The sequence below is a fragment of the Nonomuraea turkmeniaca genome (genome assembly GCF_005889735.1).
GTDB classification, from domain to species: Bacteria; Actinomycetota; Actinomycetes; order Streptosporangiales; family Streptosporangiaceae; genus Nonomuraea; species Nonomuraea turkmeniaca.
In genome coordinates this window covers 1-18,023 of the sequence record NZ_VCKY01000220.1, presented here as the reverse complement: position 1 = coordinate 18,023, position 18,023 = coordinate 1, and the positions used below count along the sequence as shown (strand labels likewise).

Sequence of the window (18,023 nt, the reverse complement as noted above, 5' to 3'; positions counted from 1 at the left end):
GGGTACTTGTTCGTCAGCTCCAGGGCGGTCTCGCCGGGGGCGGGCAGGAAAGCGGCGACGTACACAAGGGCCTTGACCTGGGGGTCGTTCGCGCCGGCGACGCTGATGACCGAGCCACCGTAGGAGTGCCCGACGAGGATCTTGGGTCCGGCGACGTGGTCGAGGACGCTGCGAAGTGCGGCCGCGTCGTTCGCCGGTCCACGCAGCGGGTTGGCCGCGGCGACGACGGGGTAGCCGTCCGCGCGCAGCTCTTCGATCACCGCGTTCCAACTGGAGGCGTCGGCGAAGGCGCCGTGCTCCAACACGATGGTCGGCTTGGCGGGTTTGTCCGCCGCGAGGGCGGGTGTGGCGGCGGAGGCGGCGAGGAGACCGATCGCGACCGCCGACAGGGCGCCCAACATGAGCTCCCGGCTGCGTACACCCTTGTTGCTGACCACGAAATTCCCCTTCCAGGAGGCTTCAGACGAAGGTGGTGAATCTGGCTCCATCACTGTCATCCCGGAAGGACCGCGGCCACATCGGTCACTTGACGGTCAGTCACGAGGAACCGGCCGGGACCGTCGTTCAGCAGCACAACGGCGCTGGTCGGTGGGCTACCCGGCGATGCGTGGTGGCGGTCGTGTGCGCGCCTGCGCCGCGACGTGAGTGACGTGCGCCCGGAGCGGCTCGCGGGTGCTGACCGTCAACTGACTGATGTGCCGGGTGCCGGCTGCGAACGACAGTGAGACCCACCCCAACAGCTGACGACCCGGTACTTCAGCGAGAGGAACGTCATGAAACGCCTTCTGATCATCTTTGCGGCCGGAGTGCCGCTCGCGGCGGCGGCGTGCCTGCCGACCGCGGCTTCGGCCGGCGCCGCGAGCTCCGCCGCCGTCCCGTTCACGTGCTCGTCCATCTCCGTGAACGCCCCGGCAGGCACCGCGGTGGAGTCCGTGACGGCGGTGAGCCGGGAGGGAGGCACCGTGACCATCCCTCCGGTGCCGCCGCTGACCGACGTGGTCGAGATCCCGGACGTGCCGGCCTACTGCGATGTCACGGTCACGCTCACCCACCCAGGAGCCGGCGACCACGCCAAGGTGCGGGTCTGGCTGCCCGAGACGGGCTGGACCGGCCGTTTCCAGGCGGTGGGCGGCAGCGCCTTCGCCGCCGGCGACTACGGCGCGGGCCTGGCCGGCGCGATCAAGAGCGGCTACGCCGCCGCGACCACCGACGCCGGTGTCAGCACGTACGTGGACACCGGCTGGGCCCTGAACAGCGACGGCGAGGTCAACACGGCGCTGCTGAAGAACTTCGCCGAGCGGTCCCAGCACGAGATGGCGGTCGTGGGCAAGCAGGTCGTCAACGAGGTCTACGGCAGGCCCGTCTCCTACTCGTACTGGAACGGCTGCTCGACCGGCGGCCGCCAGGGCTACATGGAGGCCCAGCGCCACCCTGGCGACTTCGACGGCATCCTGGCCACCGCTCCGGCGATCAACTGGGACGAGTTCGAGGTCGCGACCCTGTGGCCGCAGGTGGTGATGAACGAGGAGAACACCTTCCCCTCCCCTTGTGAGTTCAACGCCTTCAACGAGGCGGCCGTCAAGGCCTGCGACCCGCTCGACGGCGCTCCCGACGGGCTGATCGGCGACCCCGCCACGTGCACCTTCGACCCGCGGGAACTCATCGGCAAGAGCGTCGAATGCGACGGCGAGCAGGAGACCATCACCGCGGCCGACGCCTCCGTCGTACGCCGGATCTGGGACGGCCCCCGCACCCCGTCCGGTAAGAGGTTGTGGTCCGGCATCCCGATCGGAGCCGGCTTCGACCTCGCCGGCACCCGCATCGACGCGGACGGCGACCGCGTGGGCGCGCCGTTCCCCATACCGGCCATCTGGGTCTCGACGTTCCTGAAGCGGCAGCCCTCCTACGACCTCTCGACGATCACCTACGCCGAGTTCGCCAAGCTGTTCGAGCAGTCCCGGGCCGAGTACGACGGGATCATCGGCACCGATGATCCCGACCTGTCGGCGTTCCGCAGGTCCGGCGGCAAGCTGCTCACCTGGCACGGCCAGGCCGACCAGCTGATTCCCGCCCAGGGCACCGTGGACTACCGCCGGCGGGTGGAGCTGGCCATGGGCGGTGCGCGCCGGGTCGACGACTTCTACCGGTTGTTCCTGGCGCCGGGCGTCGCCCACTGCGCAGGCGACACGAGCACCGGCCCGAAACCCACCGACGCCCTCGGCGCCCTGACGGCCTGGGTCGAACAGGGCAAGGCCCCGCAGACGCTGAACGCCGCCATCACGGACTCCTCCGGGAAGACGGTGACACGCGAGTTGTGCCGGTACCCGTCCGTCTCCCGCTACACCGGCCACGGTGACCCGGCTGACGCCGGCAGCTACTCCTGCGCCCCGGTGCGGCACTGACAACCGGCCACTCGTCATGAACACGAAGACTCCGTCATCCGGCACGTCATCCCTGCGTGCCTACCCGGACGGATCGGAGGGTCGGCTGACGTTGTCCAACGGGCTGCTCGGCGCCCTGGCCGTGGGCATCTTCTACAACATCCAGGCCGGGCTGCCGGCCTGGCGTGCCCGTCGGCCGCGGACACGGACCGTCTGACGGCGATCGGCCACGAACGCACCGACAGCCTGCCGGATCGCATCCGGCAGGCTGTCTTGGTGTCGCGGGTAGTGGGCCGACCGTCGCGTCAGAGGTGGTCCACGTCGACGACGGCCTGGGCGAAGGCCGTGGGCGCTTCCTGCGGCAGGTTGTGACCGATGCCCTTCAGGGTGTGGTGTTCGTAGGGGCCGGTGAACATGGTGCGGTACGACGAGCCGTCGCCCGGCGGCGCCGTGAAGGGGTCGCGCTCGGCGTCCAGGGTGATGGTCGGCACCGTGATGACCGGCCGTGCGGCGAGCCGCTTCTCCAGACCGTCGTAACGGCGCTCCCCGTCGGCCAGACTCAGCCGCCACCGGTAGTTGTGGATCACGATGGCGGTGTAGTCGGGGTTGTCGAAGGCCGCGGCCGTGCGCTCGAAGGTGGCGTCGTCGAAGTTCCACGTCGGGGAGACGGTGTCCCAGATGAGCCGGGTCAGGTCGTGGCGCTTGTCCTTGTTCTCCATGGCCTTCCGGCCTCGCTCGGTGGCGAAGTAGTACTGGTACCACCACGCGTATTCGGCCTTCGGTGGCAGCGGTTCGAGGTTGGCCTCGAGATTGGTGATGAGGTAGCCGCTCACCGACACCAGGGCCTTGCACCGCTGCGGCCACAGGGCCGCGATGATGTCGGCGGTCCTCGATCCCCAGTCGAAGCCGGCGAGCACAGCCTTGTCGATCTTGAGAGCGTCCATCAGGGCGATGATGTCGAGCGCGATCGCCGACTGCTGGGCGTTGCGGAACGTCTTCGAGGACAGGAACCGCGTCGTGCCGTGACCGCGCAGGTAGGGCACGATCACCCGGTAGCCCTGCGCCGCCAGCAGCGGAGCGACGTCGACGAAACTGTGGATGTCGTACGGCCAGCCGTGCAGGCAGATGACCACGGGCCCGCGGGCCGGCCCCGCCTCGGCGTAACCGATGTCCAGCAACCCGGCCTTGACCTGCTTCAGGGGAGCGAAGGACGTGTGCGCGCCGGGCGTGACCGGCGGCAATGTCGGAGCCGCCCCGCGCGTGGTGGCGGAGGTGGCCGGGAAGGCCGGCAAGCCCGCCAGCGAGGCGACGGTCGCGCCGGTGGCCAAACCCATGGCCTTGCCGAAGGTGCGCCTGTTGATCATGTGGAGTCCTCCGTGTCGCGTCACAGAAATGCGGCATTTCTTACTGTTTCGGGCAGTGGAATCCGACACATCAGTCAGATGACGGTGAGACACGGCGGACGGCAGCCGTGCCGGTCGCGCGTAACCCTCTCCCGGAGCACGGCGTCCTGGCAGGCCGCGCCGGACCAGCGACGCGAGGCGGGCAGGAACATGCAGTCATTCGACTGTTCCTGCCCGGGCACATGTGGACAATCCTTTGATCGGACCTGGTCCTGAGCCTTCCGGAGGATCCGTGAATCCCACTCCCGTCGTCTTCATCCATGGCGCGTGGCTCCACGCGTCGTCGTGGGAGTCATGGAACGAGCGCTTCTCCAGTTTCGGTTTCGCCGTCTCCGCCCCGGGCTGGCCGGGAGAGCCCGCCACGGTGAGCGAGGCCCGCCGGCATCCCGAGACGATTCAGGAGCTGGGGCTCGACGCGCTCACGGATCACTACGCGCGCATCGTCCGTTCCTTCGACACCCCGCCCGTGATCGTCGGCCACTCGGTGGGCGGGCTCATCGCGCAGCACCTCCTCGGCACGAACGCCGGCCGTGCCGCGGTCGCCATCGCCCCCGCCCCGGTCGATCACGCGACCGCCCCGGCTCCCGGGGAGCCGTGGCCGGTGTCGATGGACGCCGGGAAGTTCCGGCGGCTGTTCGCCAACGCGGTCACCGAGCAGGAGTCCGCCGAGTTGTTCGAGCGCCACGCCGTCCCCGGGCCACGCCGGTTGCTGGCCGAGCTGGGACATGGCGGCGCCGTACGGCACCCGCGGGCGGTCGTGAACCACGGCAACACCGGCCGCGGCCCGCTGCTGCTGATCTCGGGGCAGGAGGACCGGCTGGTGCCCGACCACGTCACCCGGGCCGTGTACAAGTTGTACGGCGACTCGACGGCCACCAGCAGCCTCAAGCAGTTCCCTGACCGGGCCCATTCGCTGGTCGTCGACAGCGGCTGGCGGGCGGTCGCCGACCATGTGCTGGTCTGGCTCGCCGAGCGAGGGGTGCGCGCCGCCTCGTCAAGGTGGTGAAGGGAGGTCAGATGTCGCCGCCGTCGCCGACCTTGCCCAGAGCGTCGCGCAGCGCGGCACGCGAGGTGATGCCCAGTTTCGGGAAGACGCGGTAGAGATGGGAGCTGACGGTGCGCGGGGACAGGTGCATGCGTTCGCCGATCTCCTTGTTCGTCAGCCCGCCTGCGGCCAGCTCCGCGATGCGGCGTTCCTGCCAGGTCAGCGCGGTCAGGTACGACAGCGAGGCGCGGGCCGGCGCCCCTGAGGCGCGAACCTCGGCCTGGGCGCGTTCGGCCCAGCCTGTGGCGCCGAGCCGTTCGAAGGACTCGGCGGCGCGGAGCAGGACAGGCCGTGCGGCCTTGGGCCCCTGGGTGTGCCTGAGCCGGACGCCGTGGGCCAGGCGGATGCGCGCCAGCTCGAACGGGAAGCCGGCTCCGGCCGGGTGGGCCTCGGCCCGGGCGTACATGTCCTCGGCCTCCTTCTCGTCGGCGGCCGTCATCGCCAGGGCGCCGTACGTGATGAGGGCCAGCCGGGGGGAGACGCCGGGCAGGCCGGCGTCGGAGGCGGCCTGGGCGTGCCGGCGGGCCTGCTCCAGGCGCCCGGTGTGCACGGCGGCCTCGACCAGGTCGAGCAGCGTGCGTGAGGCCTGGTGGGCGTAGCGTTCGAACGATCCGGGCGGCGTGATGCCGATGGCGTACAGGTAGGCGGCTTCGTAGTCACCCTCGCTCAGAGCTGCCGCCGTGCCGATGGCGTCGGCGATCTGGGTCAGGAATCCCACGCCGCGCGGGCGGGCCCAGGCGTCCAGGACGGCCTGCGACTCCCGGGCGCGTACCACCTGACCGCGCATGGCGGCCAGGAGTCCCAGGTAGGCGTGGGTGTGGTGGGTGAACAACGTGTTTCCGTGGGACGTGGTCAGCTCCAGCGCGCGTTGTCCCGTCCGTTCGGCGTCGTCCCACTCGCCGGTGGCCAGCTGGTCGAGCATGATCAGGTGCAGCATGGTCATGCCGCTGGCCACGGCGCCGGTCTCCACCTCACGTTCGACGGCCCGCTGCAGGTAGGGGCGGTACTGGCTCAGCGTGTCGACGTGGTAGGCGGCGACGGCCAGGCGCGAGACGTCCCACGGTTCCAGCTCCGAGACGCCGGCGAAGGCACGTTCGACGCGCTCGTGCACGCCCGCGCCGTGCCGGACGACGTCGCTCCACGCGTCGCGGTAGATCGCCGAGCGGGTGTCGACTCGGTCCCCCAGAGAATCCATGAGCTGTTCGGCGCGGTCCCACAGCGCGGCGTCGCCGGCGTACTGGCTGATGGCCAGCAGCACGTTCACCAGCCGGGAGAGTATTGCCGCGGGCTCGCGTGCGCTGTCTTTCCGCAGGCTCTCGATCGCCGCCGCGACGTGGCGATGCGCGGAGCGTACGTCGCCGTCTTCGTACAGGGCCACATAGGCGGAGGTGACGACCGTGGCGGGAGACTCGCTCGCGCCCGGCGGCAGGTCCGAGCGGACGAGCTTCTGGGCCTGGTCCAAGAGCGCGGCGTGTCCGGCGATGAAGGCGGCGTCGCCGAGCCGCCTGGAGCGGTCGGCGGGGGTCTCGCTCAGCTCCGCCGCGCGGGTCAGCCAGGCCACGGCCGCGACCGCGCCGCCGCGCCGGGTGGCCGAGTCGGCCGCGGCCTCCAGCGCGGCTGCCACGCCCTCGTCGGGATCCACGATCGAGGCCGCCAGGTGGCGGGCACGCCGCTCGACGTCGTGGCGATGCACCCCGGCGAGCTCGGCGTGTGCCGCGCGGCGCTGGTTGGGGGTCGCCAGCTGAACGACGGTGGTGCGGATCAGCGGGTGCCGGAAGACGAGCTCGCCGGTGGCGGGGTCGGTGTCCAGGAGGCCGGTAGCGACCGCTTCGTCGGCCTCGCGCATGCGGTAGCGGGCGCCGGGAGCGCGGTTGCCGCCCGGTCCCGCCCCGACGCCGTCGAGGGCGCCGCGCAGCAGTTCCTCGCGTACGGGCCCGGGCAGGCGTTCGATGCGGATGCCGTAGACGTGCTGCAGACGGCGCGACAGCGGGATGTTGCCGAATCCGACGAGTTCCTCGGCCATGCGGCCGCTGCGGCCGCCGTTCACGTGGGCGGGCAGCTCCAAGAGCGCCAAGGGGTTGCCCATGGCGTGCTCCATGACGATGCGCCGGGTCTGCGGGTCGAGCTGCGGATGGCGCAGGTCCAGCAGTTGCTCGGCGGCCTTCTCCGACAGGGCCGCCACCGGGAGCTCGGGAAGCGCGGCCGTGTCGAACCGCGAGCCGACGTCGGACCGTACGGCGATGAGCATTTTCACGGAGCTGCCGGTGAGCCGGCGCCCCACGAATCCGCACACCTCGGCGCTGGAGGCGTCCATCCACTGACCGTCGTCGAGCAACAGCAGCAGCGGTTGCTCCGATGCCGCCAAGGACAGCAGGTCGAGGACGGCGATGCCGAGGGACATGACCGACGGCGCCTTGCCCTCGCGCAGCCCGAAGACGACGTCGAAGACGGCACGGTGGCCTTCGTCGAGCCCGGCCGAATGGGGCAGCAGCGAGTACAGCAGCTGGTGCAGGCCGGCGAAGGGCAGCTCCGCCTCCGCCTCGACCCCGGCGGCGCGAATCACCCGGTGGTTCTCCGGGGCGGCGAGGCCGGCCACGTAGTCGAGCAGGGCGCTCTTGCCGAGCCCGGTCTCGCCTCTGAGGATGAGGGCCTGCCCCCCGGTGGCCGTCATGAACGCGGACAGTTCCCCTTGGACGTCATCCCGGCCCACCATTGTCGAGACGAGCGACTCCACGCTTCCCTCACTCCTTCAGGTATGGCCGATCAGGCCAGAGCCTTGGCCGCGAAGCGCCGACGCGATAACTGCCTCACAAGCGTAGCGCTTACAAATACAAGAGTCTCTTCTTGTGACATGAAGTTGCTTCATGTGCTACGGGACGGAGTATCTTTGAGCAGGTGAGAGCAGACGCGACACGCAACCTGGAACGCGTCCTGAGCACGGGTGCCCGCATGCTCGCCGACGATCCCTCGGCGACCATCGCCGCCATCGCCGCTGCGGCAGGAGTGGACCGCCGCACCGTCTACCGCCGCTTCGCCTCCCGCGAAGACCTCATGGCCGCCGTCTACGGAGCGCGCTACGACGCGGTCGAGGAGGCCATGGAGGCCGCCAGGCTACGCGAGGCCCCGGTCGCGGTCGCGCTGCACCGTTACGTCGAAGGCATCATCGCCGTCAACCGCAAATGGCCCGTGGAAACGAGCCGCATGCTCCGCGAGGTGACGATCGGCGAGCGCCGCCGCCGTCTGATCGACGAGGTCGACGCCTTCCTGCGGCGCGCCACCGACGAGGGCCTGCTGCGCTCCGACCTGCCGCCCGGCTGGGTGGCCACGGTCCTGCCGCCGCTGATGGAACACGCCGCCGAGGACCTGTCCGAGCTGAGCGCCGCACAGGCCGCCGACGTCGTGGTCGACACACTGCTGCGGGGGGTTGGCACCCCGCAGGCGCGCTGACCCTGCGACGGCATGGCAGCCCGATCATCCGCCCTCCGGCCGGTCCGTCACGCGACCGTGGCTGCCACGAAGGCCGTCACGGCACGGGCGAAGGCATCCGGCTCTTCGACGTGACCGAGATGGCCGCTGTTCTCCAACAGGACCAGCTCGGCGCGGGGAATCCCGTCGGCCAGCTCCCCTGCCCAGCGCGGACCGCAGATGACGTCGTGGCGGCCGGCGATGACCAGCGCCGGTACGTCGAACGAGCCGAGCATCGCTCGGTCGTCGATGGCATCCGGGACGAGTTGGTCGTCCAGGCCGGAGATGTAGGTGCCTGCCACCGAGAACAGCGGTGCGTACTCTTCCTGGTGGTTCCAGTAGTCGGCGAGGTAGGCGGGCAGCAGCCCGCGGGCGGCCCGAGTGACCGCCTCGTCGTCCGCGAGCCCGCCCAGCGACTCCCACGCGTCGAGAACGTCCCGCAGCCCGGGCCTGCCCGCGTTGCGCCGCGCGAACGCGTCCATGTTGCGCGCCGACTCGGCGAAGTGCTCGGGGCCGGTCACCGGGGCGCTGTCGTACAGGACGACGCCGGCGAGCCGGTCGGGGCGCGTCAGGGCGTAGTGCTGCGCGACGAAGCCGCCGTGGGAGTGGCCGAGCAGGTGAACGCGGGCCACGCCGAGGTGCCGGATCAGCCCGTCCAGGGCTTGCGCGTAGCGCTCGCGCGTGTAGCCGTGCGGATGCGCCGGCAGCCGGCCGGAGGCGCCCGTCCCGATCGGCTCGACGTACACCATGGTCAGGCGCTCCTCAGCCGCCGGCATCCGCAGGTACTCCCATGACAGCCCCGGGCCGCCCGGGTGGGCCAGACAGACGGGCCCGGTCCCGGCGACGTGGTAGCGCTGGGCGACGCGCCCGACGTTGACCGTGTGCGTGCCCGGCGACAGCGGGGTCGTGACGGTGGTGTCCATGTGTCTCCTTGCAAATGGTGCGATGACCCGGCCACGTTGAGGGTCAAGCTCTCCGTTGGATGCCTGAGAGCAGTTCCAGGACATCGCCGCCGTGGCCGGGCACGCGGCCGGGCGGCAGGCAGGCCGCGCATGCACGGCATGCGAGGTCCGTCAAGCGCTGCGTTCGGGTGCCCAGTTCCGTACGGCAGGGGCGTACCCGGCGGGCTTGTCCCCGACCTTGACGCCCGGACTGACCAGCCAGCTCTGATAGTCCGGCGTGAACATCTGGTAGACCGACCGGGGCGGCACGGCACTGGCCTCGTCGAGCTCGGCGCGCAGCTCGCCCGGCAGCTCGAAGTCAAGGGCCACCATGTTGGCGTCGAGCTGGTCCACGCTGCTCGCCCCCACGATCGCCGAGGCGACACCGGGCTGGGTGGCGACCCAGTTGAGCGCGACCTGGGCCATCGTCACGCCGAGCTTGTCGGCGACGCTCTCGACCGCCGCCAGCAGCCGCCAGTCCCGCTCCGTCCACGAGCGCCCGGGGGAGCCCGCGCCGCTGAGCCGGCCGTCTCCGGCCAAGCCCTGGTCGGCACTCCGGTACTTGCCGGTGAGGAAGCCACCGCCGAGCGGGCTCCATGCGGTGATGCCGAGTCCCAGGCTCTGCCCCATGGCGACGTGCTCGAGTTCGATCGTCCGGTCGATGAGGGAGTAGGGCAGTTGCAGGCTGACCACCGGTACGAGGGAGTGGGCCTCGGCGAGGGTCTGGGCTCGCGCCGCGTACCAACTGGGCACGTCGGACAGGCCCGCGTAGCGGATCTTTCCGGCCCTGGTGAGGTCGTCAAAGGTCCGCATGACCTCCTCGACAGGAGTGATCCGATCCCAGGTGTGCAGCAGGAACAGGTCGATGTAGTCGGTGCGCAGGCGGCGCAGTGACGCCTCGACCGCTCTGATCACGTGCTTGCGGCCGTTGCCCCCCGCGTTCGGATCTCCCGGGTCGACGCTGTTGGTGAACTTGGTGGTGAGCACCACCCTGTCGCGCACCTTGGCTTCCGCGATGAGGTTGCCGAGGATGGTCTCGCTCTCGCCGGCGGTGTAGAAATCCGCGGTGTCGATGAAGTTCCCGCCCGCTTCGAGGTAGCGGCGGAAGATCGGGCGGGCCTCTTCCTCGGTCTTGCCGTACGCGGCGTGGAAACCGCCGGTGCCGAAGTTCATCGTGCCCAGTGCCAGCCGGCTGACGCGCAGTCCGGAACGTCCGAGCAGGTAGTAGTGGTCCAGTGACATGAGGGTGCCATTCCGTTCGCAAGCGAGGTTGGGACGAGCACTCGTCAGCTTGCGTATCCAAAAATGGACTGTCAAGTCCAAAAGGGCGGCCGGCGTTCTGCTGCGGCGGACTTCACCACGGAAGGAGCATCCTGTTGCCCGTATCGAATCTCATGAGGGTGTTGTCGGTGGCCGCGCTCGTGACTTGCTGGCGCGCAGGTGGGCGATGCCCATGTCCAGGGCGGCTTCCAGATGGTCGATCTGGCCGGTGGACATCTGGATCAGTACGCCACCCTGGATGCCGGCGAGCAGGGCGGCCGCCGCGCGGTCGGGGTCCAGGCCCGGGTCGATCTCGCCGGTGCCCTGCATGTGCCGCACGCCGGTGGCGATCTCGGCCTGCCAGCGGTGCATCAGCTCGATGACCACGGCCTGAGCGCCGGGCGTGCGGCTGCCCAGCTGTGACGTGACGGAGTTGAGCGGGCACAGGCGGCCCTGCCGCCGGTAGCGGTCGACGACCTTGTCGCGCCACGACTGCCAGGCGGGCCAGGAGGTGAGGTCGCCGAGCTGGGGCCGCTGGTCCTCCAGCACCCGGTCGGCCTCGAAGCGGGCCACGGCCAGCAGCAGCTCCTCCCGTCCATCGGGGAAGTAGTGGAAGAGCTGGCTCTTGCTCGTCGCCGTCCTGGCCAGCACGTCGTCGAGCGTCATGTCGGCCACGCCGTGCTCGCGGATGTGCGTCGCCGCGCCCTCGAGAATGCGCTGCCGCGTCGCGGCCCCCTTGCGGGTCAGAGCACGCATGACCGCCCTCCAGACTGGACTTGCCAGTCCATACTAGCTGGAGTACACATCAAGCGGGGGGCTCATGGGCGAGCGGCGAACAGAAGCAGCCGCCCCCCGACTGAGAAGGTGCGTCGGGGTGGCTCGGGGCGTCCGCGAAGGTGATCTGCAGGCGTTATCCCGGCGGCTGCTATGGTGAAAAACGCTTGAGATCGGAAGCTAGGAGACCAGACGTGGCAGGTGACGACGACATCTCCGGGTGATACCGGAGGTTGATCGGCCCCGGCAGGCGCACATGACCGCCGCCGATGTGGCCTTGATCGTCGTTCCCCGAATCCCTGTTCCCTTTGCCGGGCGGCTTTGGCGCGCCCGCGTTCTCGTACGAGGTCTCTCGCATGTCCGATGCATTCATCGTCTGCTCCCACCTGTCCTTTTCCTGGCCTGACGACACGCCCGTCTTCAGCGACCTGTCCTTCACCGTGGGCGGCGGCCGCACCGGCCTCGTCGCCCCGAACGGCGCGGGCAAGAGCACGCTGCTCAAGCTGATCGCCGGCGAACAGGCGCCCCGTGGCGGCAGCGTGTCCGTCGACGGCGTGCTCGGCTACCTGCCGCAGAGCCTGCCCCTTGCCGGCGACCTGACCGTGGCCGAGGTCCTCGGCATCGCCCCCGTGATCGCCGCGCTGGACGCCATCGAATCGGGCGACGCCGGCGAGGAGCACTTCACCACGATCGGCAACGACTGGGACATCGAGGAGCGCACCCGTGCCCAGCTCGACCGGCTCGGGCTCGGCGACCTCGCGTTCGACCGCACGCTGGGCACGCTGAGCGGTGGCCAGGTCATCTCGCTCGGCCTGGCCGCGCAGCTCCTCAAGCGGCCCGACGTCCTGCTGCTCGACGAGCCGACGAACAACCTCGACCTCGGCGCGCGCCGCAGGCTCTACGACGTGCTCGGCGACTGGAACGGCTGCCTGCTCGTGGTCAGCCACGACCGGGGCCTGCTCGACCGTATGGACCGCATCGCCGAGCTCGACCGGGGCGAGGTCCGCTTCTACGGCGGCGACTTCACCGCGTACGAGGAAGCCGTGCGCGCCGAGCAGGAGGCCGCCGAACGCAACGTGCGCAGCGCCGAGCAGGAGCTCAAGCGCGAGAAGCGGGAGATGCAGCAGGCCCGCGAGCGCGCCGAGCGCCGGGCCGGAAACGCCGCCCGCAACCTCAAGAACGCCGGCCTGCCGCGGATCTTTGCCGGGAACATGAAGCGGGGCGCCCAGGAGTCCGCCGGGCGGGCGGGCCAGATGCACGCCGCCCGCGTCAGTGACGCCAAGGCCAGGCTCGACGAGGCCGGGCGGGCGCTGCGCGACGATCAGAAGATCGCGCTGGAGCTGCCGGGAACGAACGTGCCCGCCGGGCGCACGGTCTTCCACGGCGAACGCCTGCAGGCCCGCGGCCTGTTCGCCGAGCCGGGCATCGACCTGACCGTCCGCGGGCCCGAGCGCATCGCGCTGACCGGCCCCAACGGCGTGGGCAAATCCACTTTGTTGCGCCTGATCAGCGGCGACCTGGAGCCCGACGGCGGCACGACCAGGCAGGCCGACGGCCGCGTCGCCTACCTCTCACAGCGGCTCGACCTGCTCGACGTCGAGCGCACCGTGGCCGAGAACCTGGCCGCATTCGCCCCCAGCATGCCGGAAGCGGAGCGGATGAACCTGCTCGCCCGCTTCCTGTTCCGCGGCGCCCGTGCCCACCTGCCGGTAGGCGTGCTGTCGGGCGGCGAACGGCTGCGCGCCACCCTGGCTTGCGTGTTGTGCGCCGAGCCGGCGCCCCAACTCCTGCTGCTCGACGAGCCCACCAACAACCTCGACCTGGTCAGCGTGGGGCAGTTGGAGAGCGCGCTCAGCGCGTACGAGGGGGCGTTCGTGGTGGTCAGCCACGACGAACGCTTCCTCGCCGAGATCAAGGTGGAGCGCTGGCTGGAGCTGTCTCGGGGGCGGCTGCTGGAGACCGGGGGGCCCGCCGGTGAGTGACGTGCTGGTCGCCCGCGATCTCGTACGGACGCTGGGCGCGCGGCGCGTGCTCGACGGCGTCTCGCTCACCGCCGCGCCCGGCCACCGGATCGGGCTGATCGGCGAGAACGGTGCGGGCAAGTCCACCCTGCTGCGGCTGCTGGCCGGAGTGGACGAGCCTGACTCCGGTACCGTCGTGCGCCCCGCCGACCTGGGCTTCCTGCATCAGGAGGCGCCGTTCGCCGGCGACGCCACGGTCGCCGACGTGCTCGACGACGCCCTGCGAGAGGCCCGTACGGACCTGGCCGAGCTCGACCGGCTCACCCGGGCGCTCACCGAGGCCCCGGACGACGCCGCTCTGCTCGAAGCGTACGGGGCCCAGCTCGACCAGGCGCAACAGCGCGAGTCCTGGGACGCCGACCGGCGCGCGGAGATCATCTTCGACCGGCTCGGCCTGGGCGGCGTGCCGCACGAGCGCGCGCTTTCGTCGTTGTCGGGCGGGCAGCGCGGGCGGCTCGCCCTGGCGGCGCTCCTGATCAGACGGCCCGCCGCGCTGCTGCTGGACGAGCCCACCAACCACCTGGACGATACGGCCGCAGTGTTCGTGGAGGAGGAGCTCCGCGGCATGACGGGAGTGGTGGTCGTGGCGAGCCACGACCGGGCGTTCCTGGACGCGGTCTGCACGGACCTGGTCGATCTCGATCCCGCGATGGACGGGCCCATCCGGTACGGATGCGGATACAGCGCGTACTTGGCCGAGAAACGCGCCGAGCGGGAGCGCTGGGAGCGGCGCCACGCGGAGGAACAGGAGGAGCTCGGCGAGCTGCGCCGCGCCGTCGCGGTGACGGCGCGGCAGGTGGCCTTGGACGGGCTGCGACGCGACAACGAAAAGATGGGGTACGGGCACCGCGGAGGACGCGTGCAGCACCAGATCTCGCGGCGAGTGCGCAATGCCGCCCGCCGGCTCGCCGAGCTGGAACGCGAGCAGGTCCCCGCGCCGCCATCCCCGCTCCGCTTCCGCCCCCGCACCCTGGTCACCGTCGCCGCCGCTGTCGCGGAGACCACGCGCGCCCCCGCCACCGGTGCGGCGGAGGGCGTCGCCGCCGGCTGCCGCGATCCCCGCGACGAAACCTTGTTGTCACTGCGGGACGTGCGGGTGCCGGGACGGCTCTCGATCGACCGGCTCGACGTGGCGCCGGGGGAGCGGCTGCTGGTCACCGGGCCGAACGGCGCGGGCAAGTCCACGCTCCTGGCGGTGCTGGCCGGACGGCTGGACGCCGAGGGAGAGGTACGGCGACGGCGCGGCCTGACCGTCGGACTGCTGGCCCAGGACACCGTGTTCGAGCGACCGGACCGCACGGTGCGGGAGACGTACGAGCGGGCGCTCGGTCCGGAGCGCGCCGAGTCCGTACCGCTGCGCTCGCTCGGCCTGATCAGCCCGCGTGACGTGGACCTGCGAGTGGGGGAGTTGTCGGTCGGCCAGCGCCGCCGGCTCGCGCTGGCGCTGCTGGTGGCCGATCCACCCGGGGTGCTCCTGCTCGACGAGCCCACCAACCACCTCTCACCCCGCCTCTCCGACGAGCTGGAAGCAGCCCTGGCCACCGACGGGCCCGGCGGGATCGTGATCGCCAGCCACGACCGATGGTTGCGCTCCCGCTGGCAGGGCCGCCGCATCCACCTGCCATGAAGACGACGCGCGGCAGCCATCCGCGGCCAGCGCGCTGGCCATCGCTACGCCGCTCTCCCAGCCGGATAGATGAGAATGAGATCCACGCCTGGACGCGTATACAGGCGCAGCCGGTAGCGGCCAGGACCGCTGCGCGCGAGATTGGGGAAGCGCACCTTGCTCGCCGACAGCGTCTGCATCATCAGGTGCCCCGATTCGCTGACGATGTCCGCCTCGACCACGTCGTCCCAGCCTTTGCGTCGTAGGGGTGGTGGGGCCGAGCGCAGCGCCTTCGCCGTGACGCAGGTCGCCCAGTCCTGGCTGGGTGTGAAGATCAGGGCCAGCTGACCGTTGGTTGCCAGGGTGTCGACCGACCCCGCATTCCAGATCACCTCGGAATCTTCCTCCTGGTCAAGCTGTAGATGGCAGCTGGTGATGGTTGCTGGTGTGTGTCGGCTTTGCCGTACTTCTCCGCGGTAGAGCGCTGGGCGGACGACGGTACGCTCATGATCGTTTTTAGCGCTTCATGTATCACCGGGCCCCGCTCCAGGACGCATACCCGCGTGAATCACTCGGTCGAGCAATTGTCAAAAGCCGAACGTCGGCGGCCCCCGCCAAGCGCGCCAACGCCACAGGGGGGCGGCGCCTCCAACTTCTCCAACGTCATCCCGCCAGTGCCAACCGCGGTCGCGCTAATGGCGGGCTATCGCCGAGCTAGCGAGACCGGGCACGCTATGCGCCATCGGGCGTGGCCCCGGCCGTCGCCTGATCTCGCGCCGCCGGGCTGGACTGTACCGGCGGCTTCCTCCGTGCAATCTGGGAGACATGAATGAAAGAATTCATCGGCAACCTCAGCGATACGCTGCTGGCCATGTTGGTCCCGCGTGAGAACGCCCAAGCTTCAAGCGGCTGCTGGTACAAGAATTCCAGCAGCTGCAAGATCCACACTCCGTGCAGCTGGCCGAAATTCATGGGAAAGCGGCGCTATTACTGCTGCTATCGGCCGGGCGGTACGGATTGTGTCGAGGTGGCTCCCACGATCTGTTGCGACTGAGGCTGGAGGGCCGCACCGGCGGTCCGACTGGGGGCCACTTCACTCAGTCACAACCATGCGGCGGCTACTCGGCAGGGGCCTGCGTCGCCTGACCGTCGTAGGCCGCACCAAGGACCCCCGGTTGAGACCCCTAGTGCACGCCGGGCACGAAGGCCGCGGCAGATCAGCCCCCTCTCGGCCGCTTCGTCTACTCCTGGACCGGCCAGCCGGTGGTGGCCGGGTCAATCGACTCCCGGCGCTGCACGACGGTCTCCCGGGACACCCTGACGCCCTGATCGGCTCGGCACTCGGCTCGGCACTCGGGTCGGTGCGATGGGCCGCAAAGTAGAACGTTCGTGCTGCTCAGAACCCGTCTCGCAGAACGGGGTGGGCTGTGGGAGAGGTTGTGCGACGGCGACCTGGGGCGAACGCGGCGGCGGCCATGCGGCATGCTGGCCTCGCACAACTTCTCATTCATGACAATGGCCACCGTCAACCCGCATGGCACGAGAGGCACAGCACGATGGTGAACCGCGACGGCGAGGCCGCCGCACTCGACGACCCGGTGGGTGAATCACTGTGGTCACCACGTACACCTCGCCCGCCGGCTCGGCCGAGCTACCGCCTACCTGCCGGGAGTCGCGACCTTCTCCGCGGTAACCGCCGGCCCGGGTCCGCAGCAGTGGGCCGACCTCGCCCGGCTGCTGGGACAAGGCGAGTTCGCCGACATGTTCAGCTGCGCGGCCACACCGCCGTCGGACTGGGAGCCGATCTTCGTCCTCGAAGGCCGTCAGATGATCTGGCCCAGCAGCGGCCGGCCCGATCACCCGCATGGCGCGACCGCCACCGGTGTGGTCGAACTGGGCGCGGACAGCGTGCCCGAGATGCTCGACCTCGTCGCGCGGGCCCAGCCGGGGCCGTTCTGGCCGCGCACCCCACGAACTTGGCACCTATCTCGGCGTCCGCGACAACGGCACGCTGGTGGCGATGGCAGGCGAACGACTCCGACCCCCGGGATGGACCGAGATCAGCGCCGTCTGCACCGCTCCCGAGGCACGCGGGCGAGGCCACGCCGCCCGCCTGGTCAATGCGCTCATCGCGCGTATCGCGGCTCGCAACGAACGTCCCTTCCTGCACGTGGCCGAGGCCAACACCGGCGCGATCGCCCTCTACGAGCGGCTCGGCTTCGAAACCCGCAAGCACGTGACCTTCCGGGGCTTCCGCACACCGTGACCGCGTGCGCCGCTGAGGACGCGTGTGCGGCGGTGAGTGGGAGTGTAAGAACAACGGCTCTGGCACGAATGCGGTGGCAACGGTGCGTGGTCTGGGAGAGCAGGATTCGTTGCCGGAGCAGGGCGAAACCAGCTAACGCCCGGAAGGTCAGGGCCGTCAGGTGTGGGCAGGCGGGGATCACGTCTTTATGACCTTCGATACACACCAAGATCACCCTGTCGGCTCTCACTTCGCCCAGGTGATCGGCGCGTAGAAGAGGCCCGTGTTAGCAAGGGCGTAAGCAAGATCCCGAGATTGTTCCGACAAACATTAAGGCCCGCTCCCAGATTCTCCCTGGTAGCGGGCCTTTCCCACGTGCGCGGCCGACAGGAGTCGAACCCGTAACCTTCTGATCCGTAGTCTCGGGCGGGAGGTTTGTGAAGGTCTGTGGAGGCTTGTTTCGCCTGGTCAAGGCGTAAGGCGTACCTCGGCGGACTACAGCGAACTTCGATCGGTTGCTACAGCGGTTGCTCAACCCGACCGACGCGGCGAAACGCTCAATCCGCTGGCTGTACGACGAAGCATGCAGGAAGGCCGGCCGGAAGTTGAAGCAGTTGGGCCACGGTGACCGGTTCGCCACCGCATGCCCCGGGCCGAAGCTGCAGGCGTGGGTGGATGCCGGGATGCCCGTGTCACCTGACTCAAAGCCGACCTCAAAGCCTGCCACCTCGTGGACGGAGGACATCATGAAGGATCTGCCCGTGCTCGAGGTCGGGGACGACTGCTACGACGTGAAGACCTTGAGGGCGAACCTCTTCGCCCGCGGCGGCCTGAACGAGAAGGTGTACGGCGGCGCCGTAGGGCTGCGGTCCTGGCTGGAGT

The 18,023-nt window shown here is 70.1% G+C and carries 15 protein-coding genes; 8 read left to right on the top strand and 7 right to left on the bottom strand.

Features of this window, described 5'->3' with window-relative positions; all coding sequences use genetic code 11:
• A partial coding sequence (locus ETD86_RS42490; RefSeq protein WP_246149113.1) for an alpha/beta fold hydrolase occupies positions 1 to 437 on the bottom strand: 437 nt, incomplete at its 3' end.
• Between the two features lie 336 nt (positions 438 to 773).
• Here ETD86_RS42490 and ETD86_RS42485 point away from each other — a divergent pair.
• Positions 774 to 2,402 (top strand): DUF6351 family protein, encoded by a 1,629-nt coding sequence (locus ETD86_RS42485; protein WP_138672298.1) that lies wholly within the window; start codon positions 774 to 776, stop codon positions 2,400 to 2,402.
• A 16-nt stretch (positions 2,403 to 2,418) separates the two neighbouring features.
• Positions 2,419 to 2,598 carry a hypothetical protein gene (locus ETD86_RS42480; RefSeq protein ID WP_138672297.1) on the top strand — a complete coding sequence of 60 codons (180 nt, stop codon included), beginning with the start codon at positions 2,419 to 2,421 and terminating at the stop codon, positions 2,596 to 2,598.
• 88 nt (positions 2,599 to 2,686) lie between these two features.
• Here ETD86_RS42480 and ETD86_RS42475 read toward each other — a convergent pair whose 3' ends face one another.
• Positions 2,687 to 3,745: an alpha/beta fold hydrolase gene (locus tag ETD86_RS42475; RefSeq protein ID WP_138672296.1), complete on the bottom strand. Its 1,059-nt coding sequence runs from the start codon at positions 3,743 to 3,745 to the stop codon at positions 2,687 to 2,689.
• Between the two features lie 271 nt (positions 3,746 to 4,016).
• Between ETD86_RS42475 and ETD86_RS42470 the strand changes: the two genes are divergently transcribed.
• Complete coding sequence (locus tag ETD86_RS42470; RefSeq protein ID WP_138672295.1) at positions 4,017 to 4,790, top strand: alpha/beta hydrolase; 774 nt, start codon at positions 4,017 to 4,019, stop codon at positions 4,788 to 4,790.
• Between the two features lie 7 nt (positions 4,791 to 4,797).
• Here the strand turns inward: ETD86_RS42470 and ETD86_RS42465 are convergent, their stop codons facing one another.
• Positions 4,798 to 7,563, bottom strand: a complete 2,766-nt coding sequence (locus ETD86_RS42465; RefSeq protein ID WP_138672294.1) for a helix-turn-helix transcriptional regulator — start codon at positions 7,561 to 7,563, stop codon at positions 4,798 to 4,800.
• A gap of 161 nt (positions 7,564 to 7,724) precedes the next feature.
• Between ETD86_RS42465 and ETD86_RS42460 the strand changes: the two genes are divergently transcribed.
• Positions 7,725 to 8,276: a TetR/AcrR family transcriptional regulator gene (locus ETD86_RS42460; RefSeq protein WP_138672293.1), complete on the top strand. Its 552-nt coding sequence runs from the start codon at positions 7,725 to 7,727 to the stop codon at positions 8,274 to 8,276.
• A 47-nt stretch (positions 8,277 to 8,323) separates the two neighbouring features.
• Here the strand turns inward: ETD86_RS42460 and ETD86_RS42455 are convergent, their stop codons facing one another.
• The 3 genes from ETD86_RS42455 to ETD86_RS42445 form a co-directional block, all read right to left on the bottom strand.
• Positions 8,324 to 9,217, bottom strand: a complete 894-nt coding sequence (locus ETD86_RS42455; RefSeq protein ID WP_138672292.1) for an alpha/beta fold hydrolase — start codon at positions 9,215 to 9,217, stop codon at positions 8,324 to 8,326.
• Between the two features lie 150 nt (positions 9,218 to 9,367).
• Positions 9,368 to 10,477, bottom strand: coding sequence for an aldo/keto reductase (locus tag ETD86_RS42450; RefSeq protein ID WP_138672291.1), 1,110 nt, complete (start codon positions 10,475 to 10,477; stop codon positions 9,368 to 9,370).
• Positions 10,478 to 10,627: 150 nt separating this feature from the next.
• Positions 10,628 to 11,251 (bottom strand): TetR/AcrR family transcriptional regulator, encoded by a 624-nt coding sequence (locus ETD86_RS42445; protein WP_138672290.1) that lies wholly within the window; start codon positions 11,249 to 11,251, stop codon positions 10,628 to 10,630.
• A 374-nt stretch (positions 11,252 to 11,625) separates the two neighbouring features.
• Here ETD86_RS42445 and ETD86_RS42440 point away from each other — a divergent pair, with 374 nt between their 5' ends.
• Both ETD86_RS42440 and ETD86_RS42435 read left to right on the top strand, forming a co-directional pair.
• Positions 11,626 to 13,251: an ABC-F family ATP-binding cassette domain-containing protein gene (locus tag ETD86_RS42440; protein WP_138672289.1), complete on the top strand. Its 1,626-nt coding sequence runs from the start codon at positions 11,626 to 11,628 to the stop codon at positions 13,249 to 13,251.
• Complete coding sequence (locus ETD86_RS42435) at positions 13,244 to 14,917, top strand: ABC-F family ATP-binding cassette domain-containing protein (protein WP_138672288.1); 1,674 nt, start codon at positions 13,244 to 13,246, stop codon at positions 14,915 to 14,917. Before ETD86_RS42440 ends, ETD86_RS42435 begins: the two co-directional genes overlap by 8 nt.
• 44 nt (positions 14,918 to 14,961) lie before the next feature.
• Here the strand turns inward: ETD86_RS42435 and ETD86_RS42430 are convergent, their stop codons facing one another.
• Positions 14,962 to 15,288: a hypothetical protein gene (locus ETD86_RS42430; protein WP_138672287.1), complete on the bottom strand. Its 327-nt coding sequence runs from the start codon at positions 15,286 to 15,288 to the stop codon at positions 14,962 to 14,964.
• A gap of 437 nt (positions 15,289 to 15,725) precedes the next feature.
• Here ETD86_RS42430 and ETD86_RS42425 point away from each other — a divergent pair, with 437 nt between their 5' ends.
• Together ETD86_RS42425 and ETD86_RS60370 are read left to right on the top strand one after the other, a co-directional pair.
• Positions 15,726 to 15,950: a hypothetical protein gene (locus tag ETD86_RS42425; protein ID WP_138672286.1), complete on the top strand. Its 225-nt coding sequence runs from the start codon at positions 15,726 to 15,728 to the stop codon at positions 15,948 to 15,950.
• Positions 15,951 to 16,916: 966 nt separating this feature from the next.
• The gene (locus ETD86_RS60370; RefSeq protein ID WP_425465693.1) at positions 16,917 to 17,162 is read left to right on the top strand and encodes a GNAT family N-acetyltransferase; all 246 of its coding nucleotides are present in this window, start codon (positions 16,917 to 16,919) and stop codon (positions 17,160 to 17,162) included.
• Positions 17,163 to 18,023: the final 861 nt, after the last annotated feature.

Bases quoted from the DNA above. Each gene is read 5' to 3' on its own strand.
- ETD86_RS42485 (WP_138672298.1), top strand. From the start codon at position 774: ATGAAACGCCTTCTGATCATCTTTGCGGCCGGAGTGCCGCTCGCGGCG.
- ETD86_RS42480 (WP_138672297.1), top strand. From the start codon at position 2,419: ATGAACACGAAGACTCCGTCATCCGGCACGTCATCCCTGCGTGCCTAC.
- ETD86_RS42475 (WP_138672296.1), bottom strand. From the start codon at position 3,745: ATGATCAACAGGCGCACCTTCGGCAAGGCCATGGGTTTGGCCACCGGC.
- ETD86_RS42455 (WP_138672292.1), bottom strand. From the start codon at position 9,217: ATGGACACCACCGTCACGACCCCGCTGTCGCCGGGCACGCACACGGTC.
- ETD86_RS42450 (WP_138672291.1), bottom strand. From the start codon at position 10,477: ATGTCACTGGACCACTACTACCTGCTCGGACGTTCCGGACTGCGCGTC.
- ETD86_RS42445 (WP_138672290.1), bottom strand. From the start codon at position 11,251: ATGCGTGCTCTGACCCGCAAGGGGGCCGCGACGCGGCAGCGCATTCTC.
- ETD86_RS42440 (WP_138672289.1), top strand. From the start codon at position 11,626: ATGTCCGATGCATTCATCGTCTGCTCCCACCTGTCCTTTTCCTGGCCT.
- ETD86_RS42425 (WP_138672286.1), top strand. From the start codon at position 15,726: ATGAAAGAATTCATCGGCAACCTCAGCGATACGCTGCTGGCCATGTTG.
- ETD86_RS60370 (WP_425465693.1), top strand. From the start codon at position 16,917: ATGGCAGGCGAACGACTCCGACCCCCGGGATGGACCGAGATCAGCGCC.